Source organism: Phytoactinopolyspora limicola, assembly GCF_011320225.1.
In the GTDB taxonomy this organism is placed as follows: Bacteria; Actinomycetota; Actinomycetes; order Jiangellales; family Jiangellaceae; genus Phytoactinopolyspora; species Phytoactinopolyspora limicola.
Genome location: NZ_JAAOEN010000003.1, coordinates 45,648 through 63,171, shown reverse-complemented (window position 1 = coordinate 63,171; position 17,524 = coordinate 45,648). Strand labels below are relative to the sequence as shown.

Below are 17,524 nucleotides of genomic sequence, written 5' to 3'. Positions count from 1 at the left end.
GGGCGGCAAGCTGGCACCTGTCAACGCCGCCCGACCGGGTTTTGGTGGGCGGCCCGGGGGTAATGCTGTGACCGTGAACGACGAGGGCGAGGATGACGGTGACAACTGGCTGCACCGGCCGCAGCCGTCGGGCGCCGAGCCGCGCCAAGCACGGTCGATGTACCGCACGCGGCTCGGGCTCGCAGCGTTCGGACTCGTGGTCGCCGGCGCCGCCGCCACCGTGTTCGGCATCCAAGCCGCCACCGACGGCGACGCCGCGGCCATCGCAGCGACGATCCTCTTCGGTGTCGTCGCGCTCACCGCGCTGATCAACGGGATCGTCGTCGCGATCCGCTGGCGATCGGTCCGAGCGTCGTCCTCCGACGAATGAACCACCACCCACCAGCCAGGCTCGAGCCCAGCCTTCGCCGCTTACGGCTCTTCGACCTGAGGCTCCTCGACCTGAGGCTCCTCGACCTGGAACTCGGCGGTCTCCAGCCGGTCGACCTCGGTCTCACCATGTTCGGCACGTCGAGTAGGCGCCGCCGAACCCGGCGCGGCCTCGTCGGGTACGTCCGGCCGCACCTGGGTGCGTCTAGTCAACGACATAGCCAATCCCGGCTCGTTGAAACGCCGGATGTCACCACCCGGTGGGCCGTCGCGGCCATCCACCCCCAGGTCCAGGTCGCGACGTTGGTGCCCTCTTCCGCCCACCCAGAATCCAACCGTCAGTCCAGGGCCTCCCGGGAGCGACGCGGTGTTTTCGCCGCAGCGGTTGGGGTATCACGCCGGATGGAGGTGAGCCGCATGCCGCAGGAACAGTGGCGCAAGAAGGACGAACGCCAATACGAACACATCAAGTCCGGCTTGAAAGACCGCGACTACGACGAGGAGACCGCCAAGGAGATCGCTGCTCGTACGGTCAACAAGGAGCGGGCCCGCTCGGGCACGTCGCAGCAGAAGAGCCGCTCGTCGACCCAAGACATCTCATCGGGGCGGCGTGGTGGGTTGCGCTCGGGCAGCGGGCCCGGCGGCCGCACGAAGAAGCAGCTCTACGAAGAGGCCAAACGCAAGAACGTCAAAGGCCGGTCGACCATGACCAAGAAAGAGTTGGAGAAGGCCGTCGGTCGTTGAGCCGCGGGCTGCCCATCAAGGCGCCAGCAGCCTGTTGACGCGGCCGGATCCGCATCACGCGGCCTCCAGTTGTCCCTTTCCGCCGTCCGGAGGACCATCATGCTCACCATCGCCCTACTCGTGCTGTTGCTTGCCCTGCTGCTTGGCGGCGTGGGCCTGGCTGTGGAAGCACTTCGCTGGATGCTCATCATCGCCGTAGTGCTCCTGCTCGTCAGCGCCGTCACCGGCTGGTGGGGCCGGGTCAAGCGGCGCCCCGCCGACACACCCGACGAACCATTACCTTGAGGGCACGGGGCTACCTCGAGGCACCGGGCGTCCGACCCGCCATGGTGACCGGCGCGAGGTGGCCGCCAGTCTCGGCGGCCACCTGGCCTGGTCGGTCATCCCTCGCGGGGGATATCCCCCCGCCACGCACCCGACTCGACCCCGCGTCCTTCGATGAACTCCTTGAAGTTCTTCATGTCGCGCTCCACCATGCGCGAGATCAGCCCGGTCTTCTCTCCGACCGTCTCGGCTACCCCCGTGGGTTCCATCTCGAGCTGGAGAGTCACCCGGGTCGTCGCGTCGTCCAGCTTGTGAAAGGTGACGACGCCGGCTTGTTCCGTCCCGCTGGTCGAGCGCCAGGCGACTCGCTCCTCGGGGTGCTGCTCGGTGATCTCGGCGTCGAACTCACGACGTACACCACCGATCTCCACCTCCCAATGGAGTCGACGGTCATCCAACTGCGTCACCGACTCGACGTCGGCCATAAAGGCTGGGAAGTCCTCGAACTGGGTCCATTGGTTGTACGCGGTGCTGATCGCGACGTTCACATCGATACTCTTCTCAGCCGTGGTCATCGTGTCCTCCTTCTACGTCGGCGCCTACTACAGACGCCTCTCCCCCACCGGTACCCGTGATGCCGCGGCCATAACGGCGCCTCCGGACTCCGTGGTCACGACGCCTTCGACCGGCGCCGAGGATCCTTTCGCCTGCTCGATGCTCTGTTCCAGCGCGGCGACCAGATCGATCACGTTGTCGACGGGCTCTTCCGGCTCCTCCACCTCGATCTTCTTGCCGCGAGCCTTCTGCTCCACCAACCGCAGCACCTGCTCACGATGGGTGTCGTGGTACTTCTCCGGCTTCCACTCGGTGCTCAACTGCTCGATGAGCTGCACCGCGGTGTCTAGCTCCCGGCTGGGCAGATCCTGGTCGCCGGGCAGCCCGTCGACGACGTCGTGTGGTGCGCGGATCTCGTCGGCGTAGAACATGGTGGAGAGCACGAGGACGTCGTCGCGCGGGCGGATGGCCACCAGATGCTCCTTGTTCCGCATCACCAGCCCAGCTACCCCGGCTAGTCCGGCCTCCTTCATCGCCTCCCGCAACAACGCGTACGCGTGCTCCTGGTCTTCCGACCGCGGTGCGACGTAGTAGCTGCGCTGGAAGTAGATCGGATCGACCTCGTCGATGCGGACGAAGTCGTCCACGCTGATGCTGCGCGACTTGTCCGGGCGGACGCTGTCTAACTCGTCCTGAGTGACGACGACGTAGTCGCCGCTGTTGGTCTCGTAGCCCTTGGTGATGTCCTCGTACTCGACCTCGCGGTTGGTCCCCTCGGCTACCCGTTTGTTGCGGACCCGCCGGCCGGTGCCCTGCTCGAGCTGGCGGAACGATACGTCGCGGCTCTGCGTGGCGCTGTACAGGGCCACGCCGATGTTCACCAGCCCGAAGCTGATGCTTCCCGTCCATACCGGTCGCGCCATGGTGGTCTCAGGTGTCTATGAGACGACCCACAACAGGATCATCATGAACGCGACGAATAGCACCAGGCCGAGCGCCGCAGTGACGAAGAACCGTGGCCGCCACGACAGCTGCGAACGGCGGCCACGGTCCGGCCGCTCTGAATGGCGTGGTGCATCGTCATGCCGGTCTGGACTGCTGTGCTCGGACATGTCGTCCCGGTTACCCCGCGTCGTGCCGGCCAAACAGCCCAGGCAACACAACGACGCCGGCCCACGGAGTGGAGTTGGTGCACGGAGTGGAGTTGGTGCACGGAGTGGAGTTGGTGCGTGATCGGAGTGGCGTCGGTGTCGCCAGAGCAACACCTGCGCCGCTCCGCTGTTGCACTATCTCCACTCCCTCCACTAACTCCACTCCGTGCACGAACTTCGCTCCGTGCACGAACTTCGCTCCGTGCACCAACTCCAACTCCCCGAGGCAGCAGCCATGAGGCTGCTTGGGCGTAGTGGGCCGAGTCAACACACGCTGAGCAGTCCCGTGCCGCGTCGCAGACCGCGCTGAGGCGGTGTGTCAGTCCTGCGCATGCGGCTGGACCGCATGCGGATGGACCCGGGGGTCGATACGGACCTCGCCCGGCGCACCGCTGCGGCAAACACTCCGAGTCCCGGGGGCCTGCGAGTCGCGTTCCGTGCTACTTCTGGGGCTCCACACTCACGGTTCAGAGCCGAGTCCGCCTCAAGGGATCCCCCCAAAGCGTCCTCATGCCGACGCTCCCGCTGCCGCGAGCACCCACCGGGCCTTCCTAAACGGTGCTGCTGCCCACTGCCGATGGCGGTACTGGTGTGGCGCCCACACCGGTGACCGCGGTGGTCAGGAGGTCTCGCACCCGCCGAGCCGCGGGGTGGGTGGTGATGGCCTTCTTGATCGCGACGCTGATCTGACGCACTGGTGTCGGATCGACCACCGGGACGACGCTGAGACCGGGCGGCAGATGGTGGAGTCCTAACGAGGGCAGCACCGTGATGCCGACCCCGGTGGCCACGAAACGCACCGCCGTCGGGTAGTCGTGTGTTTCCACGGCGAACTGTGGTGCGAATCCGGCCTCGGCGCAGGCATCCAGCAAGACGCGGCGGCAGGCGCCGTCGTGGACGTCGTTGTCGACCCACCGCTCGGCTGCAAGGTCGGCCAGCGCAACCTCGTCGGCGCCGTCGAGCCGGTGCCCGGCCGGGATGACGGCCAAGTATGGGTCGGCGGTCAGCCTGATGATCTCCGCGTCGTCCGGATCGGCAGTACCCGGCCCTTGGACGAACACGTCGATGTCCGGGGCGGTGTAGCCGGGGCGCATCCGTTCCACCTCCGTCATCCGCAACTCGAGGCGGAGCTCGGGAAACTCGTGCTGAAGAGCCGCCACGATGGGGGGCAGCCAGGCGGCACCGGCCGAGGCGAAGTAGCCGATGGACAGGCTGCCCATCCGGCCGGCTCGCAGATCCTTCACGACGCTCTCGATCCGGCCCAGCGCCGCGAACAACACCTCGGACTCGGCGGCCAGGACCTGCCCGGCCGCCGTTGGTTCGATCCCGCGGCCGACCCGTTCCAGCAGCGTAAGACCGGTTTCGCGCTGCAACAGCGCAAGTTGCTGGCTGACCGCCGACGGGGTGTATCCGAGTGCGGCCGCTCCGGCCCGGATGGACCCGGCGGCGACGACCGCGCGGAGCAACCGCAACCGTGGCACATCTAACATACCGGAAATTGTATAGCGTTCCTTAACGATCGTCCATCAATAGTCGCTTGTTCTTTTGTTTTATTGGGACGACGATGAGGTCGTGTCCAGTCGCCACGAGCCACCACGCCAGTTACACATCACCGCGCCCCCACCGGTCGCGGTTCGGCGTGACATCCGCCGCCCTGGCCCGGCCGCCGTCGCCGCCGCGGTCACCGTGGTGGTGTGGGCATCGGCCTTCGTTGTCATCCGCGACGTCGGACATACCTTCTCCCCCGCCCCGATGGCACTCATCCGGCTCGCCGTCGCCACCCTCGCCCTCACCGTGATCGCCCTGGCCACCCGGACCCGCGCCGGCGCCACCGGGGTCGGCCGGGTTCCCCGGCGCGCTATTCCGCTGGTCGTCGGCTACGGCATCATGTGGCTGGCGGGTTACACCGTCGCCTTGAACGCCGCGGAGCAGCATGTTGACGCCGGCACGGCCGCGTTCCTGGTCAACGTGGCCCCTCTCCTGGTGGCCTTCGGGGCCGGCTGGCTGCTCGGTGAAGGTTTCCCGCGGGCCTTGGTGATCGGCTCACTCGTGGCATTCGGCGGGGTCGGGATCATCGCGATGGGTTCGTCCGGCCAACGCAATGGCGTCGGCGTGGCCCTGTGCCTTCTGGCCGCCGGCCTGTTCGCCAGTGGCGTCCTGCTCCAGAAGGTCGCACTGCGCTACGTGGACGGTTTGACCGCGATCTGGATCGGGTGCGCCGTCGGCACCACCGTGCTTCTACCGTGGCTGCCACAACTGCTGGACGAACTCCGCGACGCCTCCGCGGCCGCGGTTGTCGGTGCGGTCTACCTCGGCTTGGTGCCCACCGCCCTTGGCTTCACCCTGTGGGCCTACGCGCTGCGCCGGATGACCGCCGGCCGCCTGAGCACGGCCACCTACGCTGTGCCGGCCGTGTCCGTAGCGATGTCCTGGCTGTTCCTGTCCGAGATTCCCACTCTCCTTGGGCTGGCCGGCGGGGTGATCTGCCTGGTCGGTGTGGCACTCAGCCATCGCACCTCAGGCAAGTAATCGATTGCTCAGCCTAGCCGACGGACGTCGCCTCCACGGCGGTCGGCATCCTGATCGAGTCACCCGCCACCACCCCACATGTGAGTCGTTCGCCGGCAGATCGTCGGCCATCACCACCGCCGCGACGCCATACCAGCCGCCACTCGCGCACGTCACTCACCCTGCCTCGGATATCCCTCGAACCAGGTCGTGACCAGCACTCACACGTCACATCACGTGGCGTCGGCCGATTGCCGCCCGGCCCACGCCCACGTCATCGAACCCCTCCGGAGCCCCGCACGTGAGGACCGAGGCCGCCACGCCGGGGCTGCTCTTGACGCCCCGGCACGTTGGTCCTAGGGTGCAGTAATCGATTGCTCAGACCTGCTCCCCTCTGTACTTGGCCTCTCATCCATCTCGTCTCGACGGTCACCCGACCGGACGGAGGGCTCGACACCATGGTTCACCCCACAGCGGTACCCGGCCACGCGCCAACCCGCGGCGGCCTGTCGCGGCGGCGCTTCATGCATCTGATGGGCGCCGGCCTGCTCGTCCCCGTCGTGGGATCGACGGCCTCGTGTGGCGGCGGAGCCAGCAGCCTCACCTTCGTCTACTTCGGCGACGCCACCCAGCAAGAGGCATTCCAGCAGCTCTTCGACCGGTTCAACGAGTCTTACCCCGACGTCGGCCTGGAAGCGCAGGGTATCGCCGCCGACGACTGGGCCGGCTTCGTCAACACGGTCGCCACCAGGGTCGCCGGCGGTCAGAGCCCGGACATCATCCAGATCGCCACCGAAGGCCAGCGGTTGCTCGCCGCCCGTGACATCCTCGAACCACTCGACTCTTACATGGAGGCCGACGCCGACGTCATCGAGGACTACCTCGCCGACATCGACCCCAACCTGCACGAGTGGAACACCCGCTATGCCTCCCACGACGGTCGCACCTACTACGTGCCCGGCGGCTACAACACCGTGTGTATGTGGATCAACAAAGAGACCTTCGAGGCAGCCGGGGTCCCGCTGCCCGGCGACGACTGGACGTGGGACGAGTTCATGTCGGCCGCTGAACAGATCAAAGCCAACACCGGCGCCTACATGCTGCCGATGGGCAGCGGCTACTTCACCGACATCATGCCGTGGCTGCTCACCAACGGCGCCAGCACCTTCAATGACGACTGGGACGAACCCACCTACAACACTCCCGCCGCGATCGAGGCCGTGGAGTTCTGCCGGGAGATGGTAGCCCGCGAACTAGCACCGGAGCCTGGGGGTGCCTTCGAGGTCGGCGAGGCATTCAGCCGCGGCGAGCTGGCCGCCCTGGCCGGGGGCCGGTGGCCGGTGCTGGAGATGCGCCGCCTCGACATCGTCGACAAGGTCAAGATCGTGCCGATGCCGCAGAACACCGGCCACGGCTCACCCATCGGCTGGGACGCCTGGCCAATCACGAAGGGGTCCGAGCACAAAGAAGACGCGTGGACGTTCATCAAATACATGACCTCCACCGAGGCCAGCTCCTTCTACGCGTCCATCGGCGGCACCATCGTCCCCGCTCGGCTCTCCGTGGCCAACAGCCCGGACTTCCTCGACAACGCACCAGAGGGTTCGGAGAAGCTGGCCGAGGCCGTTTCCTATGCCACCCCCATTCCGTCACCGGAACGGGGCGCCGAGGCCCAGACCGTCATCCAAGAGGCCTGGGGCCGGGTGGTCACCGGAACCGCCGGTGCCTCCGAGGCGCTCGACCAGGCCAACCAGCAGCTGGCCGAGTTGCTGTGACCGCGCTCCTCCCGGTCCCGGCGGCGGCGCCACCAGTGGCGGACGCCACTGCGCGGCGCCGTCGGCGCCGCCGTGAGGCGCTGGCCGGCTACCTATTCCTCAGCCCGGGCCTGGTGTTGTTCATCGTCTTCATCGCCGGTCCGTTCGCGGCGGCCATGGTGCTCAGTCTCTACTCGTGGGACCTGCTCACGCCGCGCGAGTTCGTCGGCCTCGACAACTTCACCCGCCTGCTCAGCGACCCGCTCCTGCCGCGGGTGATGGCCAACACCTTCTTGTTCGCCTTCGCGTCGGTCGCCACCCATATCGGCGGCGGCCTCCTGCTGGCGCTAGCGGTCAACCGGCCGATGAACCGGGTGCTCTCCTACTTCACCCGCAGCGCCATCTTCTTCCCGTTCCTGCTCTCGTGGGCCGCCGTCGCACTGCTCTGGAAATACGTCCTCGATCCCGGCTTCGGGCTGGTGGCGTATTACCTGGGCCGGATCGGGATCGACGCACCCAACTGGTTCGTCGATCCATCGTGGTCGCTGACCGCGATCATCGGCATCGACTTCTGGTACACCATCGGATTCACCTTCATCATCCTGCTGGCCGGCCTGCAGACGGTGCCCACCGAACTCGTCGAGGCTGCCCGTACCGACGGGGCGAACAGCCGGCAGATCCTGTTCAACGTGATCATCCCGATGATGTCGCCGGTGTTGTTCTTCGCCACCATCATCACCTTCATCGGGGCATTTCAGATCTTCGACCCGATCCACATCATCACCGGTGGCGGGCCGGAGAACTCCACCCGAACCATCGTGATGTACCTCTACCAGACCGGTTTCCAGGCGTTCCAGATCGGCTACGCCTCCGCGATCGCCATCCTGATCTTCTTCGTCATCATGGGAGTCACGCTGCTGCAATTCTGGGGCGCCCGGAAGTGGGTGCACGAGCGATGACCATCACCAGCGTTCCCGCCCGTGACCTCCTCACCGCGCCGAAGCGCCGTACCCGGCGCCGCCGCCGTGCCCGTGCCTACCTGCTAGACCTCGTCCTGCTCGTCGTCGGCGTGCTGATGGTGGCGCCATTGATCTGGCTGTTCGCGGCCAGCCTGACCGCCCCCGGATCGGCGTTCTCGGTGCCGCCCACCTGGGTACCACATCCGTTCTCGGTGGAGAACTTCGTCGACGTCAACCGGATGATTCCCATCGGCCGGATGGCGCTGAACAGCCTGATCGTGGCGGTGCTCAGCGTCGGGGGTTCGCTGCTGGTCAGTGTGCTGGCCGCGTACGCCTTCGCCCGGCTGAGCTTCCGGGGTAGCACACCCATCCTGATCATCATGCTGAGTGCGCTGATGGTGCCGGCCCAGCTCGTGATCATCCCGGTGTTCATCATGATGCGGAACCTGCAGCTGGTGGACACCCTGACCGCCCTGTGGTTGCCCGCGCTGATCAACGTCTTCGCCATCTTCTTCCTGCGGCAGTACTTCACCTCGATCCCCCGGGAACTCGACGAGGCCGCCCGGATCGACGGCGCCGGTCACCTCTGGATCCTGTTCCGGATGCTGGTTCCGCTCTCGGCACCGGCCCTGTCCGCGCTGGCGATCCTCGGATTTCAGGCATCGTGGAACAACTACTTCGGTCCGCTCATCTTCATCAGTAGCCCGGACAAGATGACCCTCCCCCTCGGCCTGGTCACGTTGCAGGCCGGGCATGGCGGCGCACCGGCCGCCGTGGTGTTCGCCGCGATCACGATGGTGGTGGTCCCCATGCTCGTCCTGTTCATCGTCTTCCAGCGCAATTTCGTGGCCAGCGTGGCCACGGCCGGGATGCGCGGATGAGCGCCACAGCCGGGCCGTACCCGGCCGTCCACGCCACACCACCGGCGCCCCATGCCGCACCACCCGCGACGGTCATCCAGGGCCGGGTCGGTGTTGGCTCCAACATCGACTGGGTGCGCCGGGTGGCGAGACGGTTCTGGCCACACTTTCACCTCGTGGTGGCCGCCTCACTGCCGTTCGGGGTGTTGGCCTGGCTCGTGGCCAATCTAACCCCACCGGTCCTGGTGCCGCGGATCGGGCTGGCCGGCCTGGTGCTGGCCGCACCGACGGCCCTCCTCGTCCTCGTCGCCCACCGGATCGCCACCCAACCGGACTCCGACGACTCCCCGGTGCCCCCGTCGGGCCGCCCGGCGCCGAGCCCTCGCTGGGTGGCCTGGCGCCGGCTGACCGGCGTCACCGCCGCGGTGATGCTGCCTGCCCTGCTCACACTGATCGGGTTCGACGCGTGGGGCGCCACCGGATCGCCCGTCTTCTTCGGGTCGGCCTTGTTCAGCGGCTGTGTCACCGTTCTCGCCGCGGCGGGCGCCGTGGTGGCCCTACCTCTCGGTATCGAGTACCCGCAGGCCCGCTGGCGGTATCTGTGGTGGGTGAGCCTCGCCGCGGTGGCCCGGCGCCCGGTGCCGGTGCTGGGGGCACTGGTGTTCGTCGCCGCATCGGGGTACCTGGCCGGCCGGTGGCCGATCACGCTCACCGTTGTCCCCGCCGCGAGTGCCCTCGTCGTCGTCGCCGCCGCGTGGACCAGCCTGGCCACGCTCGGCGTGCACCCAACCATCCAACCCCGCCGACCATGATCAAGGGAGACTCAACCGTGGCAGCCAGACGTGAGATCCGCTCCGTCGACGGCCCGCACGTCGCGATGCCGCTGGGTGGCATCGGCACCGGCAACCTCGCCCTGGGCGCCGACGGGGGCTTGCGCCAGTGGCAGTTGCACAACATCGGCAACCACCTCGGCGACCTGCCCGGATCGTTCTTCGCGCTGCGGGCTACCCAATGGGAGCCGCCCATCGACGAGTTGCGCGTGTTGCAGGCCCGCCCACCGGCCACCCCACCGCTGCCAACCCCCCTCGTCAACGACGACACCCTCCCCGACTGGCAACACCAACTGGCCAGCCGGCACGGGGTCGACGCCACCACCTTCGCCGCCACTTACCCCGTCGCCGATGTCACCTTCCACGATGGTGCACTTCCCCTCGACGTCCGGCTGCGCGCACTGACTCCGATGGTGCCGTTGGACCCCGACGTCTCCGGCCTGCCGGTGGCGATGTTCACGTTCAGCCTCACCAACACCGGCGCCTACCCGGTCCACGGCTGGCTCGGGGCTGCGCTGCAGAACGCCATCGGCTACGACGGGGTCTCACCGATCCACGGCACCCGGTTTCCGGGATACGGCGGCAACACCAACCGCACCGTCCGCGCCGGTGGATGGACCCACCTGCTGCTGGAGAACTCCACCCTCGATCCGGCCGCGGCGGGTGCGGGCCAGATGCTCCTCGGTTGTGACACACCGGCCGCCGCCGCATCGGCACAGTGGTCTGAGCCCGCGGAGTTCATGGCGTTCCTCCGCGGACGCGGCGCGCGCCTGCCGGCCGAGTTCGGCCGAGCCGCGCCACACATCCCGGACTTCCAGTCCAGTGCACCACCGGTGCACGGCGGTGCCAGCCCGGCTGGGCAGACCTGGAACGGCGGCCTGGCCGCGCCCTTCCATCTCGAACCCGGCGCCCACGTCTCCATCCGGTACCTACTGGCTTGGCACTTTCCCAACCGCTACGTCAACTTCCAGCAGTTCGGTCCGCCGCAGCCGGCCTGGGGACCGACCCGCTTCTGGTTGGGCAACCACTACACCCAGGCGTATGAGGATGCCCGGGATGTTGCCCGGGACGTCACCGAACGGTGGACCGACCTGGTCGACGCCACCACCGCCTGGACCGACCTGCTCGACGAGTCCGCCCTCGACGCCACCACCACCGAGCACCTGGCCGCGCAGGCGTCCACGCCGCGCAGCCCGAGCTGCTTCCGCACCGCCGATGGCACCTTCTTCGGCTTCGAAGGGGTGTTGGGGGCGTCGACGGTTATGTGGTCCGGCGACATCGGCGGCTCGTGTCCGCTCAACTGCACCCATGTGTGGAACTACGCGCAGGCCATGGCCACGCTGTTCCCAACGTTGGAGCGCGACATGCGCCAGACCGAACTCGATGTCATGCAAGCACCGGACGGATCCATTCCGCACCGCGTGATCGTGCCCACCTACCTGCGGCAGCTATGGGACGTGGGCATCGGCGGGCCACACGAACCGGCCCTCGACGGAATGCTCGGCGCGGTGCTGAAGACGTACCGCGAGGTCCGCAACGGGGCCGGGGTGGGATGGCTGGCCGGCTACTGGCCACACGTGCTGCGCCTGATGGAGCACATCACCGGGCGCTGGGACCCGCACGGCACCGCGGTGTTGCGCGGCGTGCAGCCGTCCACCCACGACATCGATCTGCACGGGGTGAACAGCTTTATGGGCAGCCTGTGGCTGGCCGCACTCCGGGCGACGGAGGAGATGGCGCGGCTCGTGGACGACGACGCCACCGCGCAGGCGGTCCGGGAGCGCTTCGAGAAAGGTAGCGCCGCCTACGACACGCTGCTGTTCGACGGCGAGTACTACATCCAGGTGCTCGACCCCGATGAGTCGACGGACTACCAGTGGGGTGCCGGCTGCCTGTCGGATCAGCTGATCGGACAGTGGTGGGCACACCAGTTGGATCTTGGCCACATTCTCCCGCCCGACCACGTCCGGTCCGCCCTGCGGGCCGTGGTCCGCCATAACCTACGCCGCGGCTTCCGCGACGTCGACCACGGACAGCGGGTATTCGCCGACGGCGACGACACCGGCCTCCTTATGTGTTCGTGGCCGGCCGGCGGACGTCCAGGAGTACCGACACGTTATTGCGACGAGGTGTGGACCGGGACCGAATACCAGGTGGCGGCGCACTGCCTGTACGAGGGACTAACCGACGAGGCACACGCGATCCTCGACGGTGTCTGGGCCCGCTACGACGGCCGTCGGCGCAACCCGTACAACGAAATCGAGTGTGGTGATCACTACGTGCGGGCGATGGCCGGCTGGAGTGTTCTCGACGCGCTGACCGGGGTGCGCTGGAACGCTGCCACGGGCGCGCTGCGGTTGGCCCGGCCACCCGAAGGTGGTGGCTGGCCGTTGGTGTTGGACCACGGCTGGGGCCGGGCTGTCGAGTCCGGTGGCGCGGTCCGGCTGGAGTGTACCTCCGGGGCCTTCACGCTGCGGTCGATCGAGGTGGTGGCCGCCGCCGAGGTCGTGGCCCAGGAGGTGTTCGCCGAACCGTTGACGATCACCGCTGGTGCATCGTTCACCCTGCCTGTGCGCGGTTGACGTTGTCGTCACCGGGCCGCGGAGCCGTCGGCCGGGTGAACTCGCGCCCAGCCAGCGGCCGGCCGGCCGGGTCACGGCCGGTGAGCTCGCAGGCCCAGCGGACGTGCTCGCGCAGCCGGGTGGCGAGGTCGTCGGCGCGTTCGCCCACCACGGTTCGGCGCCGTGGCCAACGCACCGCGGTGGTCTCGATCGGTGCTCCGAAGACGACGTCGATAGTGCTGCGCAAGCGCGGCAGCCGACCGGTGGAACCTCGCGCCCCCGCACCGATACACACCACCGGAACGATGGGGGCTCCCGTGCACAACGCCAGGTAAGCCGCCCCCGGTTTCGTCTGCTCGAACCACCCCGTGCCGCGGGTGCCTTCGGGGTAGATCGCCACGACACCGCCGCGGTGCAACACCGCCAGGCAATCTTTGACCGCGGCCGGGTCGGGGGCGAACCGGTCGACCGGTATCTGCCCGATGTAACGCAGCACCGGGCCCAGCACACCCGCGAACATCTCCTGTTTGACCAGCGCATGAACTGGTCGGCGGACCACACCATAGAGCAGCGGACCGTCGACGATGTTGGTGTGGTTCGATGCCAGGATCACCGGACCTCGAGCGGGGATGTTGTGGTGGCCGTGGACCCGCACCCGCCAGGCCCCTCGGACCACGCCGACCGCCACCGGACGCAACAGGCGCGTGCCGTCGCCGGGTGGTCCCGGTACGTCATGCCAATACTCAGGGTGTTCTGCCCGCCCAGCCTGGGCCGCGTAGGAGTCCCCGACCGCCACCGTCAACCACCTCCACCGCACCGAGGCCGGTCGACGCCCCGATGACGTTCCTTTCCTTGCAGCATGCCAGCGGAGCACCCGGGTGCTCCGCTCAGGCGGCTACCCCACGAGCACGCATCGCATCTTCGACGATGGTCAATCCGTCCAGGCCGGGCATCCGCCCCACATGTTCATCGATCCGGCGGATCTCGGCCATTCCGTCCGGGCCGCTGAACAGATGGGTCATGACGTGCACAACTTCGTCTTCCGGCATCACCCCGGAGCCCACCGGCGCCCACGCCTTCCGAAGCGCGAACCGGGCGACCACTCGCGCCTTCTTGCTGGCCTCCAGCCGCTTGCGGGCCTGCGTGGCATAGAAGGCGACGTGCCGCGCCTCTTGCCGGGCGATCCGGCGCAGCAGCTCGGCCAGGGCGGGGTGGCCTTCGAGGTCGGCCAGCCGGGTGTACGCGGCGCTGGCCGACCATTCGTTGATAGCGCCCCAGATCATGTGGGTGGCGATGAAGTCGGCGCCGATGACGTTGCCGAGAACGGACTGCTTCACCGGGTCCAGGCGGTCTTTCCATCCGACCTTCAGCCGTTTGGCCTTCAACGCGTCGAAGTTCACGGTGATGCCGTGCCAGCCCAGCACCTCGGCCAGCGCCTCCCCGTGCCAGAACTCCTCACGGTTCCAGATGGTGAAGAAGGTGTTGACGTCTTCGTCTTCGTGCGCGGGTGTGACGAGCAGGTCACGCAGGTAACACACCGTGTGGTACTCGACGTCGCACATGTACCGCAGGCTGCGCAACGTGTGCGGAGGTAGGGGTTTCTCCCGGAAGTCGTCGAACGACAGGTCTTTCCATTGCACCCGTTCGGACTTCGTCGCGAACCGCTCGATGTCAAACGCCATGCGACGTGGTGTCCTTCCGCTCGTCGCGACCATCGGGCCACCGCGCGTCGACGGCCGGGTGGCCGGCTTCCGCGCGGAGGCCGGGTGTTGGTGCCCCGGCCGAACGGCTCCACTGGTACACCGCCCAGCCTTGCCGCCGCGCGTGCCTATACAGTTTGCCGTCCGGGTTGACCACGGCGGGGTGCCCTACCTGCTGAAGCCAGGCGACGTCGGCGTGGCTGTCGCCGTAGCCGTACGAGTGGCGCAGGTCCAGCCCGTGCCGGTCGGCATACTGCGTCAGCCAGGCCGCTCGGGCCTCGTCCACCAGCGGTGGTGCGTCGAGGTAGCCGGTCAGCACTCCGTCGGCCTGGTGCATACGGCCGGCGACGACGTCGTCGAACAGGTGCGCGATGGGATCGACGAGCATGTCGATCGACCCGGTGACGAGCACGGTGCGGTGACCGGCGGCTCGATGTGCCTGCGCGGAGGCCACGGCGTCCGGAAGGACCCGCTGGCGCAACGCCCGGCCGAACGCCCCCTGGGCGATGCTCTGGATCTCCTCGGCCGGCAGGCCCTCGTACCGGCGAGCGAACGCCCGGATGAACTCACCTCGGTCGCGCAGCTCCGCCCGTACGTATCCGGGTAGAGCCACCGCCAGGCTGCCCAACTCGCGCGGCCAGCGCGACACCGGCCCCAGCGAGCGACACAACCAGAGGTACTGCTCGATGAGGTTCCAGTCCAGCACGGTGCCTTCGAGGTCGAACACCGCCAGCGCGTCCGAGCGCACCGACAACATCCGCGTGGGGCGTGGAGTGGTGGTTGGCCTACTGCTAAACGCCCGGCTGAGGGTGGTGATCGCCGGGATGTGGACCCGCTGCAGGTAGTCGACCCAGTCGATCTCCGCGACGTCGAACCCATGCTCGTCGCGCAGCGCCGCGGGAACGGACTCGTGTAGCTCGCGGGCCCGGGTGTCGTCGAACACCATCTCGGTCTGCACGTAGGGCCGGTACAGCTCGGTGAGTGTGCGCAGCGAGCGTAGATCGCGCTGCAAGCCGTGGACGCGGTCGGCCCAGCCGCGCGACCGGGCTGTCATCGGCAGCCTCGTGAGCACCCAGTCGGCGCCGGCCACCACCGCCTCCCGCTGGCGCATGGACCGCTCGACCCGACGCCCGCCGGCCAGCCGCCACGACGGCACCTGCACGTGCCCGTCCTCCTTGGGCAGCGGCGAGGCGACGAAGAACTCCCGCACGTTCCGGTACATCTCGTGGAACGCCAGCGGGTTGGATGCCCCCGAGCCGATGTGGAAGTAGCGGGGCGCCGACGCAGGCTCCGGCGGGGTCTCGGCCGCGGCCAGGATGGCGTTGACGACGAAGTCGACCGGGATGATGTCGAGCACGCTGTCCGGCAACGCCGGGAAGTCGGGCAGCTGACCGCGGCCATAAGCCAAGATCAGCGGGTCGGCCACCTTGAAGCCGTCGATCCAGCCCGGGAACGGATGCCGCAGCGCACTTTCGATGACGGTGGGCCGCAGGACGGACAACCGCTGGCCGGACCCGGCCCAGAGGTCTTCGGCGGCCCGCTCGGCCAGGGCCTTGGTGAAGGTGTAGACGTCGGTCCAGCCGAGGCTCTGGGCCCGCAGCCGGCCCTGCTCGACCAGATGTTCGTCGACCCATTCCGCCCTGGCCGCCTCGGTGGCCCGGGTGACCGCCTGCGGGCCGACCTTGCCGTGTTCGGCCCGGGCTTGGGCCAGCAACCGGCGCAGCACCTCCGGCTGGCGTGAGGCGAGGTCGATGCGTTGCCGAGCGGTGGTCGCCGCCGCGGCCTCGGCGCGCCAGTCGACCTCGTGGCTCAGCGAACGCTCCGGTGTGATGCCCTTGCGCAGCCCGCCGACGTAGGCCGTCGACACGTGGATCACATGGGGTGTGGCACCGCTGGCGCGCAGCGCTCCGTACAGCCCGGTGGCGCCACCGATGTTGGTGTCGAACGCTTCGTCGATGGGTGGGTCGAACTTCACCGCCGACGCGCCGTGGATCACGGTGTGAAGGTCCGCTGGCAGTTCCACGCCGTCGGCGAGGTCTCCGGCGACGACGTCGATCCGCTCCCTGGCCTGCCGTTCGGCCTCGGCGGCACCAACGCTGCGTCGCCAGGTGCGGAAGACCGGCTTGCGGAGCAGCCGGACCAGCCGGTCGTCGGCGGACATGCTGCCTTTCGGCCGGATGACCACGCTGACGCGGGTGTCCGGATACCGCGAGAGCAACCGTTCCAGCACGGCCTGCCCGACGAATCCCGTGCCGCCGGTCAGCAGCACGTGGGCGCCTGACAGGGTGTGCCCTGGCGTTGTCATGTGTCACTCCGGTACGGGAAGGGGGTGGATCGGTGCCGGCCGGCCGTCGTTGGGGTCGACCGCCGCGGCATGGTTGACGCTGCCACTGTTGCCCGAACCAGCGCAAGCGATTCCAGTCCGGGTAGCGTCCTGATCTGTCGGTCGAGTTGGTTGACGACGACCGGCGTGGCGGCGAACAGGTGGCCGAAGAATCCGGCGTCGGCGGAGCCCGGGCGGCGCCGGGCGTGTGGTGGCCACGACGCGCGGGGCAGCCGGCTCCGGGTCAGCCGGCGCGCGCGCTGCGAGCCGGCCAGCCGTTCCCGCGCCTCGGCCTCGAAGAACTCCAGGTGCCGCGTCTTGATCTCGACGAAGGTGGCGACGGTGCGTCGCAGCCGTGGGTGGTCGTCGAGTTCGGCGACCCGCCGGTACGCCGCGTGCATGATCCATTCGTCGATAGCGCCGACGGCCATGTGCACGGCGATGATGTCGTCGCCGACGGCGTTGTCGACCAGCGACCGTCCGATCGGCGCGAAGCGGTCTTGCAGCCGGCGCCACCGGTCGGCCGGAGGTGCCGGGGTCTGCGCCTGGGTGGAGTTGGGTGACCAGCCGTGGTGCTCGAGGATGGCGGCCAGTCCGTCGGCCATCCAGTACTTCTCGAACGCCCATGTGGTGAGGAACGCGGTGATCCTGGCGTCTTTGTGGGTGGGCGTGACCAGTACCTGCCTCAGGTAACGCATGGTGGCACTCTCCAGATGGCGCAGGTGTTGCAGGTTGCGCAGGGTATCCGGAGGCAAGGCTCGGGTTTGGTACTCCGCGAGGCCTAGCTCATCGCGGTGCGAGCCGGTAGCACCGTGGGCGAAGGCCCGCACGTCGAATGGGATCGAGGAGCTGGTGGTCGGTCCGCCACCCATGGCGAGCATGGGTGATCTCGGGTGAGATCCGGACACAACACCTCCTCAACTCGGCTCGGCCCAGTCTTCCATTA

Annotated in this window: 18 protein-coding genes; 9 read left to right on the top strand and 9 right to left on the bottom strand. The window is 68.2% G+C overall.

Features of this window, described 5'->3' with window-relative positions:
- The first annotated feature begins 73 nt into the window (after positions 1-73).
- Positions 74-370 carry a DUF6343 family protein gene (locus G8760_RS09305; protein WP_166350202.1) on the top strand — a complete coding sequence of 99 codons (297 nt, stop codon included), beginning with the start codon at positions 74-76 and terminating at the stop codon, positions 368-370.
- 41 nt (positions 371-411) lie between these two features.
- On the opposite strand, the gene G8760_RS09300 is transcribed toward G8760_RS09305, so the two are convergent.
- Positions 412-588 (bottom strand): hypothetical protein, encoded by a 177-nt coding sequence (locus tag G8760_RS09300; protein WP_166350200.1) that lies wholly within the window; start codon positions 586-588, stop codon positions 412-414.
- 198 nt (positions 589-786) lie between these two features.
- Here G8760_RS09300 and G8760_RS09295 point away from each other — a divergent pair, with 198 nt between their 5' ends.
- A complete protein-coding gene (locus G8760_RS09295) occupies positions 787-1,113 on the top strand; it encodes a plasmid stabilization protein (protein WP_166350198.1) in 327 nt (108 codons plus the stop codon).
- A gap of 99 nt (positions 1,114-1,212) precedes the next feature.
- A complete protein-coding gene (locus tag G8760_RS09290; protein WP_166350196.1) occupies positions 1,213-1,398 on the top strand; it encodes a hypothetical protein in 186 nt (61 codons plus the stop codon).
- Positions 1,399-1,493: 95 nt separating this feature from the next.
- On the opposite strand, the gene G8760_RS09285 is transcribed toward G8760_RS09290, so the two are convergent.
- From G8760_RS09285 to G8760_RS09270, 4 genes are all read right to left on the bottom strand, one after another.
- Positions 1,494-1,952, bottom strand: coding sequence for an SRPBCC family protein (locus G8760_RS09285; RefSeq protein WP_166350193.1), 459 nt, complete (start codon positions 1,950-1,952; stop codon positions 1,494-1,496).
- Positions 1,953-1,979: 27 nt separating this feature from the next.
- Complete coding sequence (ku, locus tag G8760_RS09280; protein ID WP_166350191.1) at positions 1,980-2,855, bottom strand: non-homologous end joining protein Ku; 876 nt, start codon at positions 2,853-2,855, stop codon at positions 1,980-1,982.
- Positions 2,856-2,870: 15 nt separating this feature from the next.
- A complete protein-coding gene (locus tag G8760_RS09275; protein ID WP_166350188.1) occupies positions 2,871-3,044 on the bottom strand; it encodes a hypothetical protein in 174 nt (57 codons plus the stop codon).
- Between the two features lie 590 nt (positions 3,045-3,634).
- Complete coding sequence (locus G8760_RS09270) at positions 3,635-4,573, bottom strand: LysR family transcriptional regulator (protein ID WP_166350185.1); 939 nt, start codon at positions 4,571-4,573, stop codon at positions 3,635-3,637.
- Between the two features lie 82 nt (positions 4,574-4,655).
- Here G8760_RS09270 and G8760_RS09265 point away from each other — a divergent pair, with 82 nt between their 5' ends.
- From G8760_RS09265 to G8760_RS09240, 6 genes are all read left to right on the top strand, one after another.
- Positions 4,656-5,612 (top strand): DMT family transporter, encoded by a 957-nt coding sequence (locus G8760_RS09265; RefSeq protein WP_207782195.1) that lies wholly within the window; start codon positions 4,656-4,658, stop codon positions 5,610-5,612.
- Positions 5,613-6,049: 437 nt separating this feature from the next.
- Positions 6,050-7,366, top strand: coding sequence for an ABC transporter substrate-binding protein (locus tag G8760_RS09260; RefSeq protein WP_207782194.1), 1,317 nt, complete (start codon positions 6,050-6,052; stop codon positions 7,364-7,366).
- Complete coding sequence (locus G8760_RS09255; RefSeq protein WP_207782193.1) at positions 7,363-8,304, top strand: carbohydrate ABC transporter permease; 942 nt, start codon at positions 7,363-7,365, stop codon at positions 8,302-8,304. The genes G8760_RS09260 and G8760_RS09255 overlap by 4 nt, the downstream gene beginning before the upstream one ends.
- The gene (locus G8760_RS09250; protein WP_166350181.1) at positions 8,301-9,185 is read left to right on the top strand and encodes a carbohydrate ABC transporter permease; all 885 of its coding nucleotides are present in this window, start codon (positions 8,301-8,303) and stop codon (positions 9,183-9,185) included. Before G8760_RS09255 ends, G8760_RS09250 begins: the two co-directional genes overlap by 4 nt.
- Positions 9,182-9,976, top strand: coding sequence for a hypothetical protein (locus G8760_RS09245; RefSeq protein ID WP_166350179.1), 795 nt, complete (start codon positions 9,182-9,184; stop codon positions 9,974-9,976). The genes G8760_RS09250 and G8760_RS09245 overlap by 4 nt, the downstream gene beginning before the upstream one ends.
- 17 nt (positions 9,977-9,993) lie before the next feature.
- On the top strand, positions 9,994-12,576 hold the full coding sequence (locus G8760_RS09240) for a GH116 family glycosyl-hydrolase (protein WP_207782192.1): 2,583 nt from the start codon (positions 9,994-9,996) through the stop codon (positions 12,574-12,576).
- On the opposite strand, the gene G8760_RS09235 is transcribed toward G8760_RS09240, so the two are convergent.
- From G8760_RS09235 to G8760_RS09220, 4 genes are all read right to left on the bottom strand, one after another.
- Positions 12,554-13,351 (bottom strand): lysophospholipid acyltransferase family protein, encoded by a 798-nt coding sequence (locus G8760_RS09235; RefSeq protein ID WP_207782191.1) that lies wholly within the window; start codon positions 13,349-13,351, stop codon positions 12,554-12,556. The genes G8760_RS09240 and G8760_RS09235 overlap by 23 nt on opposite strands.
- 91 nt (positions 13,352-13,442) lie before the next feature.
- Entirely contained in the window at positions 13,443-14,237 is a 795-nt protein-coding gene (locus G8760_RS09230; protein WP_166350175.1) for a ferritin family protein, read from the bottom strand.
- Positions 14,227-16,560, bottom strand: coding sequence for an HAD-IB family hydrolase (locus G8760_RS09225; RefSeq protein ID WP_166350171.1), 2,334 nt, complete (start codon positions 16,558-16,560; stop codon positions 14,227-14,229). Before G8760_RS09225 ends, G8760_RS09230 begins: the two co-directional genes overlap by 11 nt.
- Positions 16,557-17,486 carry a hypothetical protein gene (locus G8760_RS09220; RefSeq protein ID WP_166350169.1) on the bottom strand — a complete coding sequence of 310 codons (930 nt, stop codon included), beginning with the start codon at positions 17,484-17,486 and terminating at the stop codon, positions 16,557-16,559. Before G8760_RS09220 ends, G8760_RS09225 begins: the two co-directional genes overlap by 4 nt.
- Positions 17,487-17,524: the final 38 nt, after the last annotated feature.